This is a genomic window from Microbacterium maritypicum (assembly GCF_041529975.1).
In the GTDB taxonomy this organism is placed as follows: domain Bacteria; phylum Actinomycetota; class Actinomycetes; order Actinomycetales; family Microbacteriaceae; genus Microbacterium.
In genome coordinates, this window is sequence record NZ_CP168030.1 from 1,881,849 (window position 1) to 1,903,193 (window position 21,345).

The 21,345-nt window shown below is 69.7% G+C and carries 18 protein-coding genes; 16 read left to right on the forward strand and 2 right to left on the reverse strand.

From position 1 onward, the window contains the following. Positions 1 to 14 precede the first annotated feature (14 nt). The 3 genes from ACCO44_RS09205 to msuE all read left to right on the forward strand — a co-directional run bounded on the left by ACCO44_RS09205 (position 15) and on the right by msuE (position 2,736). The gene (locus tag ACCO44_RS09205; RefSeq protein WP_372469343.1) at positions 15 to 1,244 is read left to right on the forward strand and encodes a heparan-alpha-glucosaminide N-acetyltransferase domain-containing protein; all 1,230 of its coding nucleotides are present in this window, start codon (positions 15 to 17) and stop codon (positions 1,242 to 1,244) included. Further along, positions 1,241 to 2,077: an aldo/keto reductase gene (locus ACCO44_RS09210; protein ID WP_372469344.1), complete on the forward strand. Its 837-nt coding sequence runs from the start codon at positions 1,241 to 1,243 to the stop codon at positions 2,075 to 2,077. Before ACCO44_RS09205 ends, ACCO44_RS09210 begins: the two co-directional genes overlap by 4 nt. Before the next feature lie 89 nt (positions 2,078 to 2,166). After that, positions 2,167 to 2,736, forward strand: coding sequence for an FMN reductase (gene msuE, locus ACCO44_RS09215; protein WP_029262645.1), 570 nt, complete (start codon positions 2,167 to 2,169; stop codon positions 2,734 to 2,736). A gap of 27 nt (positions 2,737 to 2,763) precedes the next feature. Here the strand turns inward: msuE and ACCO44_RS09220 are convergent, their stop codons facing one another. Then, the gene (locus ACCO44_RS09220; protein WP_372469345.1) at positions 2,764 to 3,744 is read right to left on the reverse strand and encodes an aldo/keto reductase; all 981 of its coding nucleotides are present in this window, start codon (positions 3,742 to 3,744) and stop codon (positions 2,764 to 2,766) included. Between the two features lie 125 nt (positions 3,745 to 3,869). Here ACCO44_RS09220 and ACCO44_RS09225 point away from each other — a divergent pair, with 125 nt between their 5' ends. The 5 genes from ACCO44_RS09225 (at position 3,870) to ACCO44_RS09245 (ending at position 9,660) form a co-directional block, all read left to right on the forward strand. After that, positions 3,870 to 4,739, forward strand: coding sequence for a helix-turn-helix transcriptional regulator (locus ACCO44_RS09225; RefSeq protein WP_372469346.1), 870 nt, complete (start codon positions 3,870 to 3,872; stop codon positions 4,737 to 4,739). A gap of 4 nt (positions 4,740 to 4,743) precedes the next feature. Next, entirely contained in the window at positions 4,744 to 6,546 is a 1,803-nt protein-coding gene (locus ACCO44_RS09230) for a thioredoxin domain-containing protein (RefSeq protein ID WP_372469347.1), read from the forward strand. A gap of 160 nt (positions 6,547 to 6,706) precedes the next feature. Further along, positions 6,707 to 7,774: a histidinol-phosphate transaminase gene (hisC, locus tag ACCO44_RS09235; RefSeq protein WP_372469348.1), complete on the forward strand. Its 1,068-nt coding sequence runs from the start codon at positions 6,707 to 6,709 to the stop codon at positions 7,772 to 7,774. Next, positions 7,771 to 9,174 (forward strand): amino acid permease, encoded by a 1,404-nt coding sequence (locus ACCO44_RS09240; RefSeq protein ID WP_372469349.1) that lies wholly within the window; start codon positions 7,771 to 7,773, stop codon positions 9,172 to 9,174. The genes hisC and ACCO44_RS09240 overlap by 4 nt, the downstream gene beginning before the upstream one ends. A gap of 3 nt (positions 9,175 to 9,177) precedes the next feature. Further along, a complete protein-coding gene (locus ACCO44_RS09245) occupies positions 9,178 to 9,660 on the forward strand; it encodes an Lrp/AsnC family transcriptional regulator (protein WP_091031088.1) in 483 nt (160 codons plus the stop codon). Between the two features lie 12 nt (positions 9,661 to 9,672). Here ACCO44_RS09245 and ACCO44_RS09250 read toward each other — a convergent pair whose 3' ends face one another. Further along, positions 9,673 to 11,226: a dolichyl-phosphate-mannose--protein mannosyltransferase gene (locus ACCO44_RS09250; protein WP_372469350.1), complete on the reverse strand. Its 1,554-nt coding sequence runs from the start codon at positions 11,224 to 11,226 to the stop codon at positions 9,673 to 9,675. Positions 11,227 to 11,261: 35 nt separating this feature from the next. Between ACCO44_RS09250 and rsmI the strand changes: the two genes are divergently transcribed. The 8 genes from rsmI to ACCO44_RS09290 all read left to right on the forward strand — a co-directional run bounded on the left by rsmI (position 11,262) and on the right by ACCO44_RS09290 (position 21,343). Beyond that, positions 11,262 to 12,089 carry a 16S rRNA (cytidine(1402)-2'-O)-methyltransferase gene (gene rsmI / locus ACCO44_RS09255; RefSeq protein WP_372469351.1) on the forward strand — a complete coding sequence of 276 codons (828 nt, stop codon included), beginning with the start codon at positions 11,262 to 11,264 and terminating at the stop codon, positions 12,087 to 12,089. Continuing rightward, positions 12,086 to 13,192 carry a LacI family DNA-binding transcriptional regulator gene (locus ACCO44_RS09260; RefSeq protein WP_372469352.1) on the forward strand — a complete coding sequence of 369 codons (1,107 nt, stop codon included), beginning with the start codon at positions 12,086 to 12,088 and terminating at the stop codon, positions 13,190 to 13,192. Before rsmI ends, ACCO44_RS09260 begins: the two co-directional genes overlap by 4 nt. A gap of 106 nt (positions 13,193 to 13,298) precedes the next feature. Continuing rightward, positions 13,299 to 14,990 carry an ABC transporter substrate-binding protein gene (locus ACCO44_RS09265; RefSeq protein ID WP_262002535.1) on the forward strand — a complete coding sequence of 564 codons (1,692 nt, stop codon included), beginning with the start codon at positions 13,299 to 13,301 and terminating at the stop codon, positions 14,988 to 14,990. Then, positions 14,987 to 15,967, forward strand: a complete 981-nt coding sequence (locus ACCO44_RS09270) for an ABC transporter permease (RefSeq protein ID WP_029262636.1) — start codon at positions 14,987 to 14,989, stop codon at positions 15,965 to 15,967. The genes ACCO44_RS09265 and ACCO44_RS09270 overlap by 4 nt, the downstream gene beginning before the upstream one ends. Further along, on the forward strand, positions 15,964 to 16,878 hold the full coding sequence (locus tag ACCO44_RS09275; protein WP_105710940.1) for an ABC transporter permease: 915 nt from the start codon (positions 15,964 to 15,966) through the stop codon (positions 16,876 to 16,878). The genes ACCO44_RS09270 and ACCO44_RS09275 overlap by 4 nt, the downstream gene beginning before the upstream one ends. A gap of 5 nt (positions 16,879 to 16,883) precedes the next feature. After that, positions 16,884 to 18,584, forward strand: coding sequence for an ABC transporter ATP-binding protein (locus ACCO44_RS09280; RefSeq protein WP_372469390.1), 1,701 nt, complete (start codon positions 16,884 to 16,886; stop codon positions 18,582 to 18,584). Between the two features lie 23 nt (positions 18,585 to 18,607). Further along, positions 18,608 to 19,777: a glycoside hydrolase family 1 protein gene (locus ACCO44_RS09285; protein ID WP_372469353.1), complete on the forward strand. Its 1,170-nt coding sequence runs from the start codon at positions 18,608 to 18,610 to the stop codon at positions 19,775 to 19,777. 21 nt (positions 19,778 to 19,798) lie between these two features. Beyond that, positions 19,799 to 21,343: a molybdopterin-dependent oxidoreductase gene (locus ACCO44_RS09290; RefSeq protein WP_372469354.1), complete on the forward strand. Its 1,545-nt coding sequence runs from the start codon at positions 19,799 to 19,801 to the stop codon at positions 21,341 to 21,343. Positions 21,344 to 21,345 lie beyond the last annotated feature (2 nt).

Consider the following 21,345-nt stretch of genomic DNA (forward strand, 5'->3'; position numbering starts at 1 on the left):
CCTACGATCATCTGGTGATCACCGCTGCCGCCCCCGTCCGCTGGTTCCGCGAGTTCGGGCGCCCGCCGCGCATCCTCGGACTGGATGTCGCTCGTGGGCTGGCGATCCTCGGCATGGCCGGCGCGCACATCGGCGAGACCGAGGCGTTCGAGTGGATGGACCCGGCGACGTGGACCGACCTCGTGCACGGGCGGTCGTCGATCCTGTTCGCGCTGCTCGCCGGAGTTTCCATCGCGCTGATGACCGGACGCAGCGTGCTGCCGGAGCGCGAGCGCCTCCCGAGCATCCGCCTGAACCTCGTCGGGCACGGGGCAGTGATCTTCCTCATCGGACTGGCGCTGGAGATGCTGAACACTCCGATCGCCGTGATCCTCACGCTCTACGGCATCCTCTATGTCGCGGTGATCCCGTTCCTCCGGTGGCGCCCGTGGCAGCTGCTGCTCGGTGCGGCCGTGCTCGCGCTGGTCGGCCCGGCGCTGCTGGCGTTCCTCGGAGCCGTGATGCTGCATCCCTTCGGCACCGGGATCGGCTTCGTGCTCTACGGCACCTACCCGATCACGGTGTGGCTGGCTCTCGTGCTCGGCGGCATGGCGCTGGGACGGATGCACGTCGAGCGTGTGCGCACCGCCGTGATCGCGCTCGCGGTCGGCATCGTGCTCGCGGTGGTCGGCTACGGCCTCGGCGGCATCGGTCAGGCTGCGGGCCTCAGCACACCGGTGGAATACAGCAGCTCCTCGTTCGTCGACGGCTCCTCGTTCAGCGAGAGCTCCTTCGACGTCTCGATGCCGAGCGGGTGGGAGGGGTATCCGCAGGCGCTGGAATCGTCCGATCCGCTGGGCTCCGTACTCGCGGCGGTGTTCGCCGTCGAGCCGCACAGCGGCGGTACGGCCGAGGTGCTCGGCTCCGGCGGCTTCGCGCTGACCGTCATCGCGCTGTGTCTGCTGCTCAGCCGACCGCTGCGCTGGGCGCTGTTGCCGCTGGGCGCGCTGGGCTCCATGCCGCTGACGGCATACAGTGCGCACGTGCTGTCGATCTTCCTGTTCGGTGGGCCCGGCGGATTCTTCTCCAGCAACGAGTTCTGGGCCGCGACCGCCATCGGGCTGCTGGTGGTGACGACGCTCTGGTCGATGTTCTTCGGTCGAGGACCGCTGGAACGACTCGTCGGCCGTGGGGCGGCCGCGATGGCACTTGTTTCCCCATCCACGGCCTCGACGTCGGATGCCGGTCATAGGCTGGAGGGATGAGCATTCCTGCACTCGAACTGAACGACGGCAACTCCATCCCGCAGCTCGGCTACGGCGTCTTCAAGGTGCCGCCGGCAGAGACCGAGCGCGCGGTGAGCGAGGCGCTCGAGATCGGCTACCGCCACATCGACACCGCCGCCATCTACGGCAACGAAGAGGGCGTCGGCGCCGCGATCGCCGCCTCCGGCATCGCCCGCGACGAGCTGTTCATCACGACCAAGCTCTGGAACGACCGCCACCACGGCGACGAGCCGCGTGCGGCCATCGGCGAGAGCCTCGACAAGCTCGGCCTCGACAAGGTCGACCTGTACCTGGTGCACTGGCCGGCCCCCGCGATCGGCGACTACCTGCACGCGTTCACGAAGCTCATCGAGCTGCGCGAGGCCGGACTCACCCGCAGCATCGGCGTCTCGAACTTCCTGGTGCCGCACCTCGAGCGCGTGGTGAAAGAGACCGGCGTGGTGCCGGCCGTGAACCAGATCGAGCTGCACCCGGCCTACCAGCAGCGCGACGTGGTCGCCTGGGCCGGCGAGCACGGCATCAAGATCGAGGCCTGGGGTCCGCTCGGGCAGGGCAAGTACGACCTGTTCGGCACCCCGGCGGTGGCTGATGCCGCGGCCGCGCACGGGGTCACCCCTGCGCAGGCCGTGCTGCGCTGGCACCTGCAGAAGGGGATCATCGTGTTCCCGAAGTCGGTGCGCGCCGAGCGACTGCGCGAGAACCTCGACGTCTTCGGCTTCGAGCTGACGGATGCCGAGATCGCGGCGATCGACGCCCTCGACCCGCTCGACGGCTCGGGCCGCGTCGGCTCGCACCCGGACGAGGTCAACTGACCCCGGTCATCGGATCGGGCCCCCGGGCCTACATGACGCCCCGTGTCGCTCCGCGCGACACGGGGCGTCGTCGTGAGTAACTTCGAGGCATGACAGCTCCGTTCCGCGTCGTGGCCGTGTCGGGATCCCTGCACGAGCCGAGCAAGACGACCGCCCTCGTCCGCGCGATCACGGCCGCCGTCGCCGAGCGTGCCGAGGTCGAGTCGCAGCTCATCGAGCTCACGCAGATCGGCCCGGGCCTCGCGGGCGCGCTCCAGCGCGACCAGCTGCCGCCGGAGGTCGAGGCGCAGCTGCAGGCCATCGAGTCGGCCGACCTGCTGATCGTGGGCAGCCCCGTCTACCGTGCCTCGTTCACCGGTCTCTTCAAGCACCTCTTCGACTTCGTCGGCCAGTACGACCTGGTGGGAAAGCCCGTGCTGCTCGCGGCGACCGGCGGCGGCGAGAAGCACGCGCTGATCATCGAGCACCAGCTGCGGCCGCTGTTCGCGTTCTTCCAGGCGCTCACCCTCCCGGTCGGCGTCTACGCGAGCAACACCGACTTCGACGGCTACGAGATCGCCTCGGATGTGCTGCAGGCGCGCATCTCTCTCGCCGCCGAGCGTGCCCTGCCGCTCGTGGGTTACGCGGCCTCGCGTCCCGTCGAGCTTCTCGTCGGCTGACCGACGGACTCGCTCCAACGCCGCGGGTCACTGATCGATGGTGCCCATGTTGGCCTCGTCGTGTCGCGCACCCGCCGCGGGTTCGAGCGCCGAAAGGCGCTCGGCCTGATCCGTGCTGAGTTCCACGGTGTCGGCGGCAGCGTTCTCCTCCACGCGCGCCACCCGACGGGTGCCGGGGATCGGCGCGATGTCATCTCCCCGGGTGAGGATCCACGCCAGCGCCGTCTGCGCCGGAGTCGCGCCGATCTCGGCACCGATCGCACGGACCTCGTCCACGAGACGCAGATTCCGCTCGAAGTTCTCGCCCACGAACCGCGGGTTCGTCTTGCGCCAGTCGTCGTCGGGGATGTCGGAGGGAGAGTGAAGCTGCCCTGTCAGCAGACCGTGCCCGAGCGGAGAGTACGGGACGAAGCCGATGCCGAGCTCACGGAGAACAGGCAGGATCTCCTCCTCCACGTCGCGAGTCCACAGCGAGTACTCGGTCTGCAGTGCCGAGACCGGCTGCACGGCGTGCGCCCGCCGGATCGTCTGCGCCGAGGCCTCTGAGAGCCCGAAATGAAGGACCTTGCCCTCGGCGATGAGATCGGCGACGGCGCCGGCAGTGTCCTCGATGGGCGTGTTCGGATCGACCCGATGCTGGTAGTAGAGGTCGATTCGGTCGGTGCCGAGGCGACGCAGCGACCCTTCCACTGCGGCTTTCACGTTCTCCGGTGAGCTGTCGATCACGCCGGGACCGCCATCGGCGTGCGAGACGAGCCCGAACTTCGTCGCGATCCTCACCTGATCGCGGCGGTCGCGGATCGCACGGCCGACGATCTCCTCACTGAGGTAGGGACCGTAGATCTCCGCGGTGTCGATGTGTGTCACCCCGAGGTCGAGCGCGCGGTGGATGGTGCGGGTGGATTCGTCATGGTCGAGACCACCACCTGTCGTGTAGGTGCCGGCCATGGTCATCGCGCCGAGGCCGATGCGGGAGACTTCGAGGCTCCCCAGATGTGCGTTCTTCATGTCGTTCCTTCGTCAGTGTTCCGTGCTTCGAGCAAAGCCGCTTTCTCCGGATCGAGCGCGGCCCTGTCTATGGGTGCCCCCGCAGGGACCCCCTCGCGTGTCCGGTTCGGCGTAGTTTCGATCGCATGGACACTCCGGACGCCATCAGCGACTTCCTCACGACGAGGCGCGCGAGACTCACCCCCGAGGAGGTGGGCCTGCCGGATTTCGGCGGACGTCGCCGCGTGCCGGGGCTGCGTCGGGAAGAGGTAGCCCTCGTGGCCGGGATGAGTCCCGAGTACTACAAGCGCCTCGAACGTGGTCAGGCCAAGGGCGTGTCGGATGCCGTCATCGACGGCGTCAGCCGCGCGCTGCGCCTCGACGAGGCCGAGCATGCGCACCTGCACGACCTGATCCGCGCCGCGAGTGCGGGCGCACGTCCGCGACAGAGCGAGCGTCCGGCGCGGGCAGTCCAGGTCTCCGCTGCCACGCGACAGACGATCGATGCGATGTCCACGGTCCCCGTCTATGTGCAGAACGGCCGTTTGGATGCCGTCGCGACCAACGCACTCGGACGCGCTCTCTTCTCGGAGATGCTCGACGGTGCTCCTGCACCCGCGAATGCCGCGCGCTTCATCTTCCTCGAGTCCCGCGCGCAGACCTTCTACCGGGACTGGGACGCCCAGACGCGGCAGATCGTCGCCGTGCTGCGTACCGAGGCGGGCCGTTCTCCATACGACCGGAGGCTCAGCGACCTCGTCGGCGAGCTGTCCACCCGCAGCGATCTCTTCCGGAAGCTCTGGGGAGCTCACGACGTCCGCGAACACCGCGCGGGCCTGAAGACGATCCATCACCCGGTCGTCGGCGACCTCGACCTCACGTACCAGGCGATGGATCTCGCGTCCGACCGCGGGCTGCAGATGATCGTGTTCTCCGCGGAGCCGGGTTCCGCCAGTCGAGACCGGTTACAGCTTCTCGCCAACCTGACCGAGACAGCGGCGGAGGCGAGAGGATAGCCGTATGACCAACCGGCTCGCCGACACGCTCAGCCCGTATCTCCGTCAGCATCAGGACAACCCCGTCGACTGGTACCCGTGGGGCGAAGAGGCGTTCGCGGAGGCCGAGCGCCGCGACGTGCCGCTGCTGATCTCGATCGGCTACTCGACCTGCCACTGGTGCCACGTGATGGCGCGGGAGTCGTTCGCCGATCCGGATACCGCCGCCCTCATCAACGACGGCTTCGTCGCGGTGAAGGTCGATCGCGAGGAGCATCCGCAGGTCGACGGAGCCTATATGGCCGCAGCCTCCGCCTTCACGCAGAACCTCGGTTGGCCGCTCACGGTCTTCACCACGCCTCGCGGCCGCACGTTCTATGCGGGCACCTACTGGCCGCCTGAGGCCCGGGGCCAGATGCCCGGCTTCCGTGACGTGCTCGCCGCGGTGCGCGAGGCATGGACCGTGCGGCGGGAGCAGGCCGAGGAATCGGCGGATGCCGTGACCGACGCCCTCGCCCGCGCGGCGGAGTCCACGCCGTCGGACCTGCCCGACATGGTGGCGATCGCGACGGCGGCCGAGACGATCGCACAACGGGAGGACCGCGTCTACGGAGGTTTCGGCGGCGCCCCGAAGTTCCCCGTCGCGACGACACTGCGGTTCCTGCAGCATCCGCTGGTGCGGGAGGGCGCTCCGCAGGCCGCGGCGTCGGCAGCACGGGCGCTCGCCGCGATGGCCGGGTCCGACCTCCGCGACGCCGACGGCGGCTTCTTCCGATACGCCACCCAGCGCGACTGGACGGTGCCGCACTACGAGCGGATGCTCACCGACAACGCGCAGCTGCTCGACATCGCGCTCGACGCGGGGGACGAGTCGACGGTGCGCGGAATCGCCGCCTTCCTGATCGACGTGCTCCGTCGCGACGGCGGAGGATTCGGTGCCGCGCAGGATTCCGAGTCGACGATCGACGGCACCCGCAGCGAGGGCGGCTATTACCTTCGCCCGATCGCCGACCGCGCGGACCTGGAGCCACCGGCCGTCGACGGCAAGGTGATCACCGGGTGGAACGGCCTGGCGATCGGCGCGCTGTCCCGGGCGGGTGCGGCATTCGGCGAGCGGACCTGGATCGATGCGGCCGCTGCCGCCGCCGACCACGTGCTGCGGGTCAACCGGAACGCCACCGGCGCGCTCGTCCGCACCTCGCTCGACGGCCGCGCATCCGCCGCCGTCACGACCCCCGCCGATCTCGGACTCCTCGCCGACGGCCTGTTCGCCCTCGCCCTCGCGACGGGGGAGGCGGAGTGGGCCGTCACGGCACGAGGCACCCTCGACGACGCTCTCGCCGGCACCGGTGGCGACGACCCGCTGCTCTCGGCGCAGGGCATCGCGACCTCGCCCGACCAGACCGACGGCGACCTGCCCTCGGATGCCGCCGCGGTCGCGGGAGCCGCGCTCACCGCCTGGTGGCTGGGGGCGGGGGACCGGTATCGCGGGGCCGCCGTCGAGACCGTGAGCGCCCTCGCGTCGCGTTCGCTGGAGCAGCCGTTCGCCCACGGCACGCTGCTGCGGGTGGCAGCGGGCCTCGCCCTCCCGCCCCGCCAGCTGGTGGTGATCACGGCCGACCGCGTGGGCACCCTCGCCGCAGCCGCCCGGGGTGCGGACGCCGAGGTCATCGCCATCGTCAGCCCCGCGCAGGCGCAGGCGTTCACCGAAGCGGGGTTCGAGCTGTTCGAGGGCAAGGATGCGGTCGCAGAGCGCGCCTACGACTGCCGTGCGTTCGTGTGCCGGCTCCCGGTGAGCGACCCGGCAGAGGTCTCGCCCGCGCGCTGACGTCACCGATGCATGGTGCACAATCTGCACAGCAATCCGCGCGCAGGCACCGTCCGGTTGCGCGGGTTGCGCAGCATCCGGTGCACCGTTTGCCCAGTGCCCGGCATCCGTTCTACTGTTGCGCGACCCCACCCGCGATCACAGCAAGGATGCTCTGACGATGCCTCTCCCCACCCGCGCCGGACTCGACGCCGTTCCCGCGTACCGTCAGGGGCGCTCCGCCCCGGCCGGTGCGTCGAAGCTCTCCTCGAACGAGTCGCCGCATCCGCCGCTTCCTTCGGTCGCCCAGGCCGTGCGCGACCGGGTCGACGGCATCAACCGCTACCCGGATATGAGTGCCGCCGCTCTCCGCGAGCGCCTCGCCGCCCGCTACGACGTCGACCCCGCCGAGGTCACCGTCGGTGCGGGTTCGGTCGAGATCGCCTCCCAGCTCATCCACGCGGTGGCCGGCGACGGGGATGAGGTGATCTTCGCCTGGCGGTCGTTCGAGGCGTATCCCTCGCTGGTCCGCATCGCCGGGGCCACACCGGTGGCCGTGCCCCTCGATGCCGACCACGTGCACGACCTCGACGCGATGCTCGCGGCGATCACCCCGCGTACCCGCCTGATCTTCGTGTGCAACCCGAACAACCCGACCGGGACCGTGGTCGGCGCCGACGAGCTGAAGCGCTTCGTCGCCGCGGTGCCGCACGACGTGCTCGTGGTGATCGACGAGGCGTACGTGCACTTCGACACGACCGAGAGCCGCGGTGCCGGCATCGAGCTGTTCCGACGCCACCCGCACGTGGCCGTCCTGCACACGTTCTCCAAGGCCTATGGGCTCGCCGGGCTGCGCATCGGCTACGCGATCGCCCCGGCCGCCGTCGCCGAGAACCAGCGGAAGGTCGCGGTGCCTTTCGGGGTCACCGATCTCGCCCAGACGGCGGCCCTCGCCTCGCTGGACGCCGAAGACGAGCTCGCGGTACGCATCGGCGAGGTGATCGAGCAACGCGACCGCCTGCACCATGTGCTCACCGCGGCCGGCTGGCCCGCCGTCCCCTCGCAGGCGAACTTCGTGTGGGTCCCGTCCGGTGATCGCACGGGCGAGCTCGAGGAACTGCTGCAGGCCGGCGGCGTGGTCGCGCGGGCCTTCGCCGGCGAGGGGATCCGCATCTCCTCCGGCTCTCCGACCGACATCGACCGCGTCGAGCAGGCGCTCACAGCAGAGCGCGTGGAGGTCGGCGCATGACCGCTGAAAGCGGAACAGAACTCCCGCCCACCACGACGACCACCAAGGGCCTGCACCCGGGGCTGACCCGCCGCCAGATCTCGATGATGGGGCTCGGCGGCGCGATCGGCGCCGGCCTGTTCGTCGGATCCGGGCAGGCGATCAGCATCGCCGGCCCCGCCGTCCTGGTCTCGTACCTCGTCGCCGGCGGCATCGTCGTGCTCGTGATGGCGATGCTGGCCGAGATGGTGGCGGCGCGACCGAGCTCCGGCGCTTTCAGCTCGTACGCGCAGAAGGCGATGGGCCGCAGCGCCGGCAGCGCGGTCGGATGGCTCTACTGGATCCAGCTGGTCGTCGTGATCGCCGCCGAGGCGACGGGCGCCGGGGCGATCGTGGCGAACTGGACGCCGGGCATCCCCGCCTGGGTGTGGGTGCTGATCTTCGTCGTGGCGCTCACCGCCGTGAACCTGTTCGGGGTGCGCAACTACGGCCGCTTCGAGTTCTGGTTCGCGGCCATCAAGGTCGCGGCGATCATCGCCTTCCTCGTGGTGGGGGTGTGCGCGATCGTCGGACTCATCCCGGGCGTGCCCGCGACCGGCATCGCGAACCTCGTCGACAACGGCGGTTTCGCGCCGAACGGCATCGCCGGAATCGCGGGCGCCCTGCTCATCGTGGTGTTCGCGTTCGGAGGCACCGAGGTCGTCGCGATCGCCGCCGCCGAGTCGAACGACCCCGCCCACAACATCCGCCGCATCGTGCGCGAGGTGCTCGTGCGCATCCTCGTCTTCTACGTCGGATCGATCTTCGTGATCGTGGCGGTCCTGCCGTGGAACGATCCCGCGGTCAAGGACGGCCCGTTCTCGGCGGTGCTCGAGACCCTGAACGTCCCCGGCGTCGGTCTCGTGATGGACCTGATCGTGATCATCGCGCTGCTGTCGGCCATGAACGCCAACATCTACGGTGCCTCCCGCATGGCGTACTCGCTGGGGGAGCGCGGACTCGCTCCGCTGGCCGCCACCCGCACGAGCATCAAGGGCGTGCCGTTCGTCGCCGTGCTGGCCTCGGTCGCCTTCGGCTTCGTGACGGTCGGGCTCAACTGGGCGTTCCCCGATGTGGTCCTGCCCGCGCTCCTGAACGTGGTCGGCTCGACGCTGCTCGTGATCTGGACGGCCACGGCGGTCGCGCAGATCATCCTCCGCACCCGCGCGGATCGCACGGGCGAGGAGATGCCGATGCGGATGTGGGGCTTCCCGTGGCTGTCGTGGCTGTGCCTGGTGCTGCTCGCCGCGGTGATCGCGCTCGCGATGGTCGACCCGGCAGCGCGCATCCAGCTCCTGTTGACCCTCGCGCTCACCGGTGTGCTCCTCCTCGTCGCCCGCGCGACCAGGGGATACGCGCGGGCCGGCGTGCCGCGGGAGTAGCCGATGCGCATCGATCGCCTCGACGCCCAGCTCATCCGGCTGCTCACCGAGTCCCCGCAGTTGCCGATCCTGGAAGTCGCGCGGCGGCTCGGGATCGCCCGCGGCACTGCGACGAGCCGTCTCGCGCGCCTGCACGAGGGCGGGGTGATCGAGGCGATCGTGCCGCGCGTCGACCCGGCCGGCTTCGGCTACGGCGTGGTCGCCTTCTGCCTGGTCGAGATCGATCAGAAGGTCGGTCATGACGAGGTGGCGACGGCCCTGGCGAACGCGGTGCCCGAGATCGTCGACATGCACACCGTCACGGGCGCCAGCGACATGCAGCTGCGGCTGGTGGCGCGGGATGCGACGCGGCTGCAGGAGGTGCTCGACCGGGTCGCGCTGGTGCCCGGCGTCGCCCGCACGGCCTCCTCGATCGCGATGCGCACCCACCTCTCGGGGCGGGTGCTCCCGCTGGTGGACCACGTCGCGACGGACGATCCCGCCTAGTGCCTCACACCCTCACACCCAGCCGGGCAGCCAGTTGTGCAACAACCAGAACTCGTACGGCACGCTCATCCCGGTCCACAGCGGCAGGAAGAACGCCGAGACCAGCACCACGAACGTCAGGAAGATGATCACCGTGCGCTCGCCGGACTGCCGCCGGTACAGCGGATCCTCCCGCTTTCCGGCGATGATCCGCAGCGTCATCGCCAGGGCGAGCACGAGGAACGGCATCATCACGACCGTGTAGAACTGGAAGATCGTGCGCTCGGGGAACATCAGCCACGGCAGGTAGGTGACCGCGAGGCCGACGAGCGGAACGGTCAGCTCCGGACCGACCGGCTGCCGCGTGATCCAGCTCCGCACGAGTCGATAGATCAGGTAGACGGCGGCCGCGACCCCGCCGTACCAGATGAGCGGATTGGGGACGGCGGAGATCACACCGATGCAGTGATCCGTGCCGCAACCCGAGGGGGAGGGGTCGACCCAGACCGCGGTCGGACGCAGCAGCAGCGGCCACTCCCACGCGGGGCTCGCATAGGGGTGCCCGCGGCTCAGGCCCACGTGGAATCCGAGCATGGACTCGTGGTACTTCCACAGTGCGAGCAGGGGGTTGGTGTCGCTCTTGCGGTCATAGCCGCCGGCGGTCACGAGCCAGCCGGTCCAGCTGATGAGGTACACCGCGAGGGCGGGGAAGACGAGCAGTACGAATGAGACGGGCCCCTGGCGGAATGCGGCGGCGGTCGGCCACAGCACCACGCCGGCGCGGCGCCGGGCCAGCGCATCGGTGATCACGACGTACAGCCCGAAGCCGGCGAGGACGTAGAGCCCCGACCACTTCACGGCGCACGCCGCGCCCAGGGCGAGTCCCGCGGCGACCAGCCACGGACGGCGCCACAGCACGGGCCCCCAGAACGGATCCGGCGCGTCGGGGTCGCGCCTCTCGAGCACGGGGATCGTCCGCTGCCGGTCGATCAGCACGAACAGCACGCCCAGCAGGATGAAGAACGTCAGGATGCCGTCGAGCAGGGCGATGCGGCTCATCACGATGCTGAGCCCGTCGATCGCGAGCAGGGTGCCGGCCACGGTCGCGACGACCACCGAGCCGCTGAGGCGCCGGGCGATCAGGTACACCAGCAAGACGGACGCCGTGCCGAAGAGCGCGGTGGCCAGCCGCCAGCCGCCGCTGTTCTCCGGGCCGCCGATCGCCATGCCCAGCGCGATCAGCCACTTGCCCAGCGGCGGATGTACGATGAACGCGCCCTGGTCGGAGAGCGGAAGATCCTCGCCGGTCGGGAACGCCTGGTTCGCGCCGTCGCCCCAGGTGCCTTCGTAGCCCAGGGTCCACAGCGACCAGGCGTCCTTGACGTAGTAGGTCTCGTCGAAGGCCAGCTCGTGCGGATGGGCGACGCCGATCAGCCGGAGGACCGCGGCCAGCGCGGTGATGACCAGTGGGGCGAGCCAGCGGATCGCGCGGCCCAAGTCCGGATCGAGGAGCACGCGGTCGCGAAGTCGCCCGTAGCGCGTCAGCCGTGCCTCGGGGGCAGGGAGCAGGGGCACGGGCGCGGTCACCGGTCCAGCCTAGACAACCCGCCTAAGCTGGGCGGGTGATCATCCTCGCCGCCACTCCGATCGGAAATCTCGGCGACGCGTCCCGCCGCCTGGTGGAGGTGCTGGAGAACGCCGAGGTCGTCGTCGCGGAAGACACCCGCACCACGGTGCGACTCCTGAAGGCGCTGCAGATCGACAACCGTCCACGTCTGATCGCGCTGCACGACCACAACGAGAAGCAGAAGGCGGCAGAGCTCGCCGCCCTCGCCGCGGAGACCGACATCGTCGTGATGAGCGACGCCGGGATGCCGACCGTCAGCGATCCCGGTTACGGGCTGGTCGCCGAGGCCGTGGCACAGGGCGTCACGGTGACGGCGATCCCCGGTCCGAGTGCGGTGCTGATGGCGCTCGCGATCTCGGGCCTCCCCACCGACCGTTTCACGTTCGAGGGGTTCCTGCCGCGCAAGCCGGGGGAGCGCCGCTCGACCCTTCGCGCGCTCGCCGCGGAACCCCGCACCATGGTGTTCTTCGAGTCCCCGGCCCGCCTCGCGAGTGCGCTCGCCGACATGGGTGCGGCGTTCGGCGACGAGCGGCGGATCGCGGTGTGCCGTGAGCTCACGAAGCTGTACGAGGAGGTGCGCCGCGGCACGGCATCCGAGCTGGTCGCCTGGGCCGAGAACGGCGTCAAGGGCGAGATCGTCGTCGTCGTCGAGGGTGCTTCCCGCCGCGACGCCTCCCCGGAGGACGCGCTCGCCCAGGTGCAGAAGCTCATCGCCGACGGCATCCGCCTGAAGGACGCCGCCTCCGAGGTGGCCGCGCTCACCGGCCTCTCCTCCCGAGACCTCTACCAGGCCGCGCTGGCCGCCCGCTCCGGAGGGGCATGACCGTGAGCAAAGCGGCGACCGTGTACGACGTGGCCGATCGGGCCGGCGTGTCCATCGCCACCGTGTCGCGCGTGCTGCGCTCGCCGGATGCGGTGCGTCCGGTCACACGGGAGCGCGTGCTCGATGCCGTGTCCGCCCTGGGTTACGTGCCCAGCGGCAGTGCCCGGGGTCTCGCGGAGCGCCGCACCGGGGTGCTCGGGCTGTACTTCCCCGGGTTCGACGCCGCGGAAGACGCTCCGCCGCTGGACGTGCTCTCCGATGCCGATGCGCCGCCGTTCGCGATCGTCCGTGATGACGCGGATGGCGATGACGGACACACCTCGATGCTCTTCCTCGACGAGGTGCTGCGCGGCGCGGAGCTGGAGGCGTGGAAGCAGGGTTTCGAACTCATGGTCGGCGTCGGACGCGACGATCCCGATCGCTCGACGGTGCGCGACATGGCCGGCCGTGTCGACGGCCTCATGGTGCTCGCGAGCAGTGTGCCCGACGACGTGCTGGCGCGCCTCGCCCGGCGGATCCCGGTCGTGGTCCTCTCCGGGCCGCCGCGCGGCGATCACTACGACCACGTCACGGTGAGCAATGCCGAGGCGATGGCCGAGCTGACCCGGCATGTCCTGGCCCAAGTGGGGGACGGGCCGCTGGCCTTCCTCGCCGGCCCCGAGGACTCGCCGGACGGCCTGCAGCGGTGGGAGGGGTTCGCGGCGGCGGTGACGGCCGCGGGCCGATCCCTCGACGACGTGACCGTCCTCCGCGGCGACTTCACCCGCGGCTCGGGCCGTCGTGCCGCCGAGGAGCTGGTCGTATCCGGCGCGCCGGCAGCGCTGATCTCCGCGAATGACCAGATGGCGCTCGGCGCGCTCGACGTGTTCCGCGGCGCCGGCATCCGCGTGCCCGAAGACCTCCTCGTGACCGGGTTCGACGGCATCGAGGCGGCCGCGCTGTCGCGCCCCCCGCTCACCACGATCCGCCAGCCCATGATCGACCTCGGGCGCGCAGCCGTCCAGGTGCTCGCACGGCGCCTGGAGAGCATGGAGGCCGAGCCGGTGCTGGCTCGCCTGCCGCTGCAGATCCTCCTTCGCGAGAGCTCGCAGCGCCCCTCCTGACGCCCCGCGGCACGGCGCCACGCCGGTGTCAAGGGGTTGCTTTCGAAAAATGTATGCGCTTACAATCGCTGAGGCGGCGCAGGCCGTCGGTCATGACAGAGACGACATGAGGTGGCAGATGTCCGGTGGCAGAACACCGAGAGCGCGGATGATGGGACGCTGGCGCAGAGCGGCGATCGTCGGCCTTGCAGCAGCCGCAGTCGCACTGAGCGGCTGCAGCATCCAGATCACATCCCAACCCGATCCCTCGATCGGCGACGACACGATGCTGATCAACGCCGACAAGGGCAACCCGTTCTTCACGAGGAACTTCAACCCGTATCTCACCAACACGCGCACGGCGTCGCGGTGGATCTACGAGCCGCTGATCCTGGTCAACCCGCTCGACGGCACGCAGAACCCCTGGCTGGCGACCGAGTGGTCCCAGCCCGACGCCCGCACCATCGTCATGACGATCCGTGACGACGTCGAGTGGAGCGACGGCGAAGACCTGACGCCGGACGATGTGGCCTTCACGTTCCAGCTGCTCAAGGACAACCCCGCGCTCGACATCAAGGGTGCCTGGCAGCATCTGGAGAGCGTCGAGACCGAGGGCGACGACGTGATCATGCACCTCCAGACCGAGGATGCTCCGTCGCTGCCCATCCTCGGCCAGACCATGATCGTGCCGGAGCACCTCTGGGCCGACGTGAAGGACCCCGCCACGTACCGCAACGAGACACCGGTCGGGACCGGGCCGTTCGTGCTCGGCAACTACAACGACCAGCAGTACTCGATGGACCGCAACCCCGACTACTGGCAGGCCGACAAGATCGAGATCGAGCACATCATCCTGCCCTCGACCAACTCGCAGCTCGACACCGTGAGCCGCGGGTACGACTGGGCGTACTCGTTCATCTCCGACGTGGAGGGCACCTGGGGTGCGGCGAGTCCGGACAACAAGTGGTGGTTCCCGCCGGGCGGCGTGATCGCCCTGATGCCGAACCTCGAGGTCGCCCCCTTCGACGACGTGAACGTCCGCCGAGGCATCGCGCTCTCCCTCGATCGCGAGGAGATCGCCGAGACCGCTTCCGAGGGGTACATGGAGCCCGCCGGCCAGACCGGACTGATCCTCCCGAACCAGGAGGAGTATCTCGACCCGAGCATCCCCGACGAGGGCATGATCACGCAGGACACGGACGCTGCGCTCGAAGCCTTCGAGAAGGCGGGCTACACCCTCGACGGCGACCGGCTCGTGGACGCCGACGGTGAGCAGCTCGAGTTCGCGCTCACCACGGCCAACGGCTTCACCGACTGGACCAGGGCGGCGCAGACCGTGCGCAGTCAGCTCGCCGAGGTCGGCGTGAAGGTCACGCTCAAGCTCCCGCAGCCCGCGGGATACCAGAGCGCGATCAGCAACGGCGACTTCGAGATGGCGATCGGCGGCATGGGCAACGGCGACGTCTACCAGGCCTACAACAACCTGCTCTCCAGCGAGTTCTACGTGCCATCGGGTGAGACGACCGCCAACAACTTCGAGCGCTACCGCTCGGACGAGGCCGACGCGCTGCTGGCCGAGTACCGCGAGACCGTCGACACCGATCGCCAGGCCGAGATCGTGAAGGAGCTGCAGGGCATCGTCTACGACGAGATGCCCGTGATCGGCCTCTACTACGGCGGCATCTGGGGTCTGTTCAACGACGCCAAGTTCACCGGCTGGCCGAGTGAGGAAGACCCGTACATGATCCCGCAGAACTACGATTCCGCGCCGCTGGGCATCTTCACGCGGCTCGAGCGAGTCAAGGAGGACGACAAGTGAAGTACGTGCTCCAGAAGTTCGGCCTGTTCGTGCTCACCCTGTGGGCCGCGGTCACCCTGAACTTCTTCCTCCCGCGCATGATGCCGGGTTCCCCGGCGGATGCCGCCATCGCCAAGCTGTCCCAGAACGGGCCGGTGTCCGACGCCACCCGCGCCGCCATCGAAGCCCAGCTGGGCGTGCCGACCGGGTCGCTGTGGGACCAGTACATCGCCTACCTCGGCCAGGTCGTGCGGCTCGACTTCGGCGTCTCGTACACGTTCTATCCCCAGTCGGTGGCGAGCATGGTGTCGACGGCATTGCCGTACACGATCGCCCTCGTCGGCATCGTCACGATCCTCGCGTTCGTGATCGGCACCCTCATCGGCGTCGCGGCCGCCTGGCGCCGAGGCACCTGGCTCGACACGCTGCCGACGCTGACGGGCTCCTTCCTCAGCACGTTCCCCTACTTCTGGACCGCGCTGCTGCTGCTGTTCTTCTTCGGCTACGTGCTGCACTGGTTCCCGACGACGGGGGCCTACTCCGCGACGACGACCCCCGGGTTCACCTGGGAGTTCCTCGGAGACCTGCTCAGCCACGCGTTCCTCCCCGCGCTGACGATCCTGCTCACCTCACTCGGCGGCTGGATCATCGGGATGCGCAACGCCATGATCAACACGCTCGGTGAGGACTACATCACCTTCGGCGAGGCGAACGGGCTGCACGGCCGCACGATCGCCCTCCGCTACGCCGCGCGCAACGCGATCCTGCCGAACCTCACCGGCTTCGGGCTCACGCTCGGCGGTGTCGTGGGCGGATCGATCCTCGTCGAGCAGGTGTTCGGCTATCCCGGCATCGGGTACCTGCTCTTCAACGCCGTGATCGGGCAGGACTACCCGCTCATGCAGGCGCTCTTCCTGATGATCACCGTGAGCGTGCTCATCGCCAACTTCCTCGTGGACATCCTCTACGGGGTTCTCGACCCGAGGACACGCCGATGACTTCCACCATGAACGTCAAGATCCCCGCCGAGCGCATCGCCGCGCCCAGCCCGTGGCGCGCCTTCGGGCGCATGGTCGCCACCCTCTGGAGCAACGGCAAGGCCCGACTCGGCCTCTGCATCCTCGCCTTCTTCGTGCTGGTCGCGGTGTTCGCCCCGGTCCTCGCCCCCTACGGGCCGAAGGAGAACGGGTTCGACCGCAACGCCGATGCCTCCTGGGCGCACTGGCTCGGCACGACCGCCGCGGGGGAGGACGTGCTCAGCCAGCTCATCTACGGCGCGCAGATCAGCCTGCTCGTCGGCTTCGCCGCCGGCATCCTCTCGACGATCGTCGCCGTGCTGATCGGCCTCAGCTGGGGTTACATGCGCGGCTTCGCGGGCGAGGTGGTCGGCTTCATCGTCAACCTCTTCCTCGTGATCCCGGGCCTACCTCTCATGATCGTGATCGCCGCCTACCTGCAGAACGGCGGCATCCTGATGATCATCGCCGTGATCGTGGTGACCGGCTGGGCGTGGGGCGCTCGCGTGCTCCGCAGCCAGACGCAGTCGCTGCGCGGCAACGACTTCGTCACCTCGGCGCAGTTCTCGGGGGACAGCCGGACGCGCATCGTGTTCCGCGAGATCCTGCCGAACATGACGTCGATCATCGCCGGCACGCTCTTCGGAGCGGCGACGGCGGCGATCCTCGCCGAGGCAGGACTGGAGTTCCTCGGCCTCGGTGACTCCAGCATCGTCAGCTGGGGCACCATGCTCTATTGGGCGCAGAACTCCAACTCCCTGCTCACCGGGCAGTGGCTGCTGCTGTTCGCCCCCGGTCTGTGCATCGCACTGCTGGCGCTGAGCCTGACACTGATCAACTTCGGCGTGGACGGCATCTCCAATCCGCGCCTGCGAGAGGGGAAGGGCCGATGACCGCCATGAACACGAATGATGTGCTGCTGGAGGTCGACTCCCTGTCCGTCGAATACGCCTCACCCGGGGCGACGCCGGTCGCCGCGGTCCACGACGTCTCGTTCTCGCTGCGCCGCGGCGAGTTCGTCGGACTGGTCGGCGAGTCGGGATCGGGCAAGTCGACGCTCGGCTTCGCGTTGACGCGGCTACAGAAGCCGCCGGCGCGCATCAGCGGCGGCCGCATCCTCTTCGGCGGTCGCGACATCCGCGAACTGGATGCCGAGGAGCTGCGTCGTCAGCGCCAGGGCGGGTTCGCAATGGTGCTGCAGTCGGGCATGAACGCACTGAACCCGGTGCGCACCGTGGGCAACCACTTCCGTGACATCTTCGCCGCCCACGGCCACGTGCCCCAGGGCGACCGGGAGGCCCGGGCCCGCGAGCTCATCGGCAAGGTCGGGCTCGACGCCTCGGTGCTCGCCCGCTACCCCGGGGAGCTCTCCGGCGGTATGCGCCAGCGTGCCTCGATCGCGCTCGCGCTGTCGCTGGAGCCGCAGCTCATGGTCTTCGACGAACCGACCACCGCACTCGACGTGCTCGTGCAGCACGCCGTCATGGACACGATCAAGGAACTGCAGCGGGCCGAGCAGTTCACGGCCATCCTCATCAGCCACGATCTCGGCATCGTGCTCGAGGCCACCGACCGGGTGATGGTGATGCACGAGGGGCGCATCGTCGAAGACGCGCCGAGCATCGACATCCTGCAGCGTCCGAAGGACGAGTACACGCGGATGCTGCTCAGCCACTACGCGGACCCGCGGGCGAAGACCCTGTCGATCCCCGGCTTCGTCGACCTCGGGACGCGGCGCGCCGAAGGCCGTTCGCGCACCGACGTGACGGAGACGCTGCCGACCGTGTCGTCTCGGGATGCGCGTCGCGCCGATGCGGCGATCGTGGTCGACGGGGTGTCCAAGCACTACCCGGCGCCGCGCCGCGGACAGGATGCCGTGACGGCCGTCGACGATGTGTCGTTCCGGCTGGAACCCGGGGAGGCGCTCGCGCTCGTCGGTGCCTCGGGCTCGGGTAAGTCGACCATCGCGAAGATGCTCACCGGCGTCGAGAAGCCGACCTCCGGCACCGTCCGCTTCGGCGATGTCGACGTGGCGACCCTCAAGCGCCGTGGTCTGCGCGACCTGCGCAAGGACGTGCAGATGGTGTTCCAGGATCCGTACGCGGCACTCAACCCGCTGCACACGGTCGAGTACGCGCTGACGCGCCCGGTCATGAACTACACGAAGCTGCGCGGGCAGGAAGCCAGGGCGCGGGTGCTCGAGCTGCTCGAGACCGTCGGCCTCACACCCGTCGAGCAGTTCGCGGCGAAGCTGCCGCATCAGCTCTCGGGCGGGCAGCGGCAGCGCGTCGTGATCGCCCGGGCGCTCGCGAGTGACCCGCAGGTGCTCATCGCCGACGAGCCGGTCTCGATGCTCGACGTCTCGCTGCGTGCGGGCGTGCTGGCGCTGCTGGAGGATCTGCGCGAGAGATGGGGCATCAGCATGCTCTACATCACGCACGACCTGCTGAGCGCGAGGCTGGTGACGCAGAACATCCTGGTGCTCAACGGCGGCCGCGTGGTCGAACGCGGAGAGACCGCCGAGGTGCTGCAGCATCCGGAGGATCCGTACACGATCCAGCTGCTGGACGCCGTGCCCAATCCGACTCGTATCCGATAGAACCACTCATGAGAGGAGCACTCGTGCTCGCATTCCCCGACGGCTTCCTGTGGGGTGCCGCGACCGCGGCCCACCAGGTGGAGGGCAACAACACCACGAGCAACTGGTGGGCGATGGAACACGCCCCCGGCTCGCCCATGGTCGAGCCCTCCGGTGACGCCGCCGACCACTTCCACCGCTACCCGGAAGACATGCGGCTGCTCGCCGCCGCCGGGCTGAACTCCTACCGGTTCTCGGTGGAGTGGGCGCGGATCGAGCCCGAGCGCGGCTTCGTCTCGCGGGCGATGCTCGACCACTACCGCCGCATGATCGACACGGCGCGCGAGAACGGGCTCGACCCGACGGTCACGCTCATGCACTTCACGGTGCCGCAGTGGTTCCAGAAGGACGGCTTCTGGCGTGCCGACGACGCGGTCGACCTGTTCGCCCGCTACGTCGAGACCGTGCTCCCGATCCTCGACGGCGTCGAGTACGTGTGCACCATCAACGAGCCCAACATCGCCGCGATGCTCGCCGGGGGAGAGGACGCCGCGAACCTCGTCGCCTTCGGCCTCCCGAACCCCGACCTCGCCGTGGCCGACACCCTGCTCGACGCGCACCACCGCGCCTCCGAGATCCTGCACTCGGTGCCCGGGGTCAAGGCCGGCTGGACGATCGCCACACAGGCGTTCCACTCCACAGGTGAGCCCGGCGCCGACGAGATGCTCGCCGAATACGGTGACCCGCGTGACCACTGGTACCTCGACCAGTCGGCCGGCGACGACTTCGTCGGCGTGCAGGCGTACACGCGCACCTTCATCGGACCGGAGGGTCCGCGACCCGTGTCGCCGGATGTGGAGACGACCCTGACCGGCTGGGAGTTCTTCCCCGAGGCGCTCGAGATGGGTGTGCGCAGCGCATGGGAACGCAGCGGAGGGGTGCCCGTGCTCGTGACCGAGAACGGCATCGCGACCGCCGACGACACCCGCCGCATCGCCTACACGCAGGGTGCGCTCGAGGGACTGCACCGCGCGATCTCCGACGGCATCGATGTGCGGGCGTACCAGCACTGGAGCGCGCTGGACAACTACGAGTGGGCCAGCGGCTTCGCCCCCACCTTCGGCCTGATCGGTTTCGACCATCAGACGTTCGAGCGCACTCCGAAGCCCTCGCTCGCCTGGCTCGGGGAGGTCGCGCGCCGCAACGGGCTCTGAGTTCGGGGTTACGCTCAGGGAATGACGACGCACGCGAGGCACTCGACGCGGCAGGACCGGATCCGATCCGCAGCCGCGGGCCTGAGCGCGGCCGTCGTCGCGGTCGGCCTGGCCGAACTCGTCGCTGCGGTCGTGGAGCCGAGCGCGAGCCCGTTCGCCGTGATCGGCAGCGGGCTCATCGACCTCGCGCCGAGCTGGGCGAAAGACACGGCGATCGCGCTGTTCGGCACCGGAGACAAGGTGGCCCTGATCGTCGGGGTCGCCATCGTCCTCGCGGTCGTCGCCGCGCTGTCCGGCTTCCTGGAGCTGCGACGCCCTCCGATCGGGGCCGTGATCCTCGCTGCTCTCGGCGCACTCGCCGTCGTGGCCGCGATGATCCGCCCCGGTGCGGGGCCGTTCGCCTGGCTCCCCGGCCTCGTCGCCGGTCTCGTCGCGGTAATCGTCCTGCGGATGCTGGTGCGCAGGCTCCGGCCCGTCGCCGGAATCGCCCCCGACGAGATCGACCGGCGCCGGTTCCTGATCTGGACGACCGGCGCCGCGGCGGCCGGACTCGTGCTGCTGATCGTCGGGAAAGTCGCGCGCGGGGCCACCCGCTCGATCGAGGTGGTCCGTGACGCGCTGCGGCTGCCGAAGCCGGCGCGAGCGGCGGCGCCGGTCCCTGCCGGCGCCGACCTGGAGATCCCCGGCCTCGCTCCGGTCGTCACCCCCAACGCCGAGTTCTACCGCATCGACACCGCGCTGATCGTGCCGCGGATCGACCCGGCCGACTGGTCGCTGCGTATCCACGGGATGGTGGACCGCGAGGTGCGCCTCACCTGGGACGAGCTGGTCGCCCTGCCGATGCAGGAGTCCGACGTCACTCTCGCGTGCGTGTCGAACGAGGTCGGCGGATCGCTGATCGGCAACGCCCGCTGGCTGGGCGTTCCGGTGCGGGAGCTGCTCGCCCGCGCGGGTGTGGATCCTGACGCCGACATGGTGCTGTCGACCTCGTCCGACGGCTTCACGGCATCCACTCCGATCGAGGCGCTCACCGACGACCGCGACGCGCTGCTGGCCGTCGGCATGAACGGCGAGCCGCTGCCGATCGAACACGGGTTCCCGGCGCGACTCGTGGTGCCCGGGCTCTACGGATACGTGTCCGCGACGAAGTGGGTCACCCAGCTCGAGGTCACCCGTTTCGACCGCGCCACCGCGTACTGGACCACACGGGGATGGTCCGAGCGCGGGCCGATCAAGCTGCAGTCCCGCATCGATGTGCCGCGTGGAGGCCAGTCCGTTCCGGCCGGCGACACCGTGATCGCGGGGATGGCGTGGCAGCAGCAGGTCGGCATCGCCGGGGTCGAGGTGCGCATCGACGACGGGCCGTGGCAGCGTGCCGAGCTCGCGACCGCCATCTCAGCCGACACCTGGGTGCAGTGGAGTCTGGCGTGGACGGCGGAGCGCGGATCGCACACCGTCGAGTGCCGGGCGCTCAGCGTCGAGGGCGAGACCCAGACATCGGATCCGGCGCCGCCCGCACCCGACGGCGCGCAGGGATGGCACCGCATCGACGTCTCGGTAGCCTGAGC

Bases quoted from the DNA above. Each gene is read 5' to 3' on its own strand.
- msuE (WP_029262645.1), top strand. From the start codon at position 2,167: ATGACAGCTCCGTTCCGCGTCGTGGCCGTGTCGGGATCCCTGCACGAG.
- ACCO44_RS09275 (WP_105710940.1), top strand. From the start codon at position 15,964: ATGACTTCCACCATGAACGTCAAGATCCCCGCCGAGCGCATCGCCGCG.
- ACCO44_RS09220 (WP_372469345.1), bottom strand. From the start codon at position 3,744: ATGAAGAACGCACATCTGGGGAGCCTCGAAGTCTCCCGCATCGGCCTC.
- ACCO44_RS09240 (WP_372469349.1), top strand. From the start codon at position 7,771: ATGACCGCTGAAAGCGGAACAGAACTCCCGCCCACCACGACGACCACC.
- ACCO44_RS09245 (WP_091031088.1), top strand. From the start codon at position 9,178: ATGCGCATCGATCGCCTCGACGCCCAGCTCATCCGGCTGCTCACCGAG.
- ACCO44_RS09210 (WP_372469344.1), top strand. From the start codon at position 1,241: ATGAGCATTCCTGCACTCGAACTGAACGACGGCAACTCCATCCCGCAG.
- ACCO44_RS09280 (WP_372469390.1), top strand. From the start codon at position 16,884: ATGAACACGAATGATGTGCTGCTGGAGGTCGACTCCCTGTCCGTCGAA.
- ACCO44_RS09225 (WP_372469346.1), top strand. From the start codon at position 3,870: ATGGACACTCCGGACGCCATCAGCGACTTCCTCACGACGAGGCGCGCG.
- ACCO44_RS09265 (WP_262002535.1), top strand. From the start codon at position 13,299: ATGAGGTGGCAGATGTCCGGTGGCAGAACACCGAGAGCGCGGATGATG.
- ACCO44_RS09230 (WP_372469347.1), top strand. From the start codon at position 4,744: ATGACCAACCGGCTCGCCGACACGCTCAGCCCGTATCTCCGTCAGCAT.
- ACCO44_RS09260 (WP_372469352.1), top strand. From the start codon at position 12,086: ATGACCGTGAGCAAAGCGGCGACCGTGTACGACGTGGCCGATCGGGCC.
- hisC (WP_372469348.1), top strand. From the start codon at position 6,707: ATGCCTCTCCCCACCCGCGCCGGACTCGACGCCGTTCCCGCGTACCGT.
- ACCO44_RS09290 (WP_372469354.1), top strand. From the start codon at position 19,799: ATGACGACGCACGCGAGGCACTCGACGCGGCAGGACCGGATCCGATCC.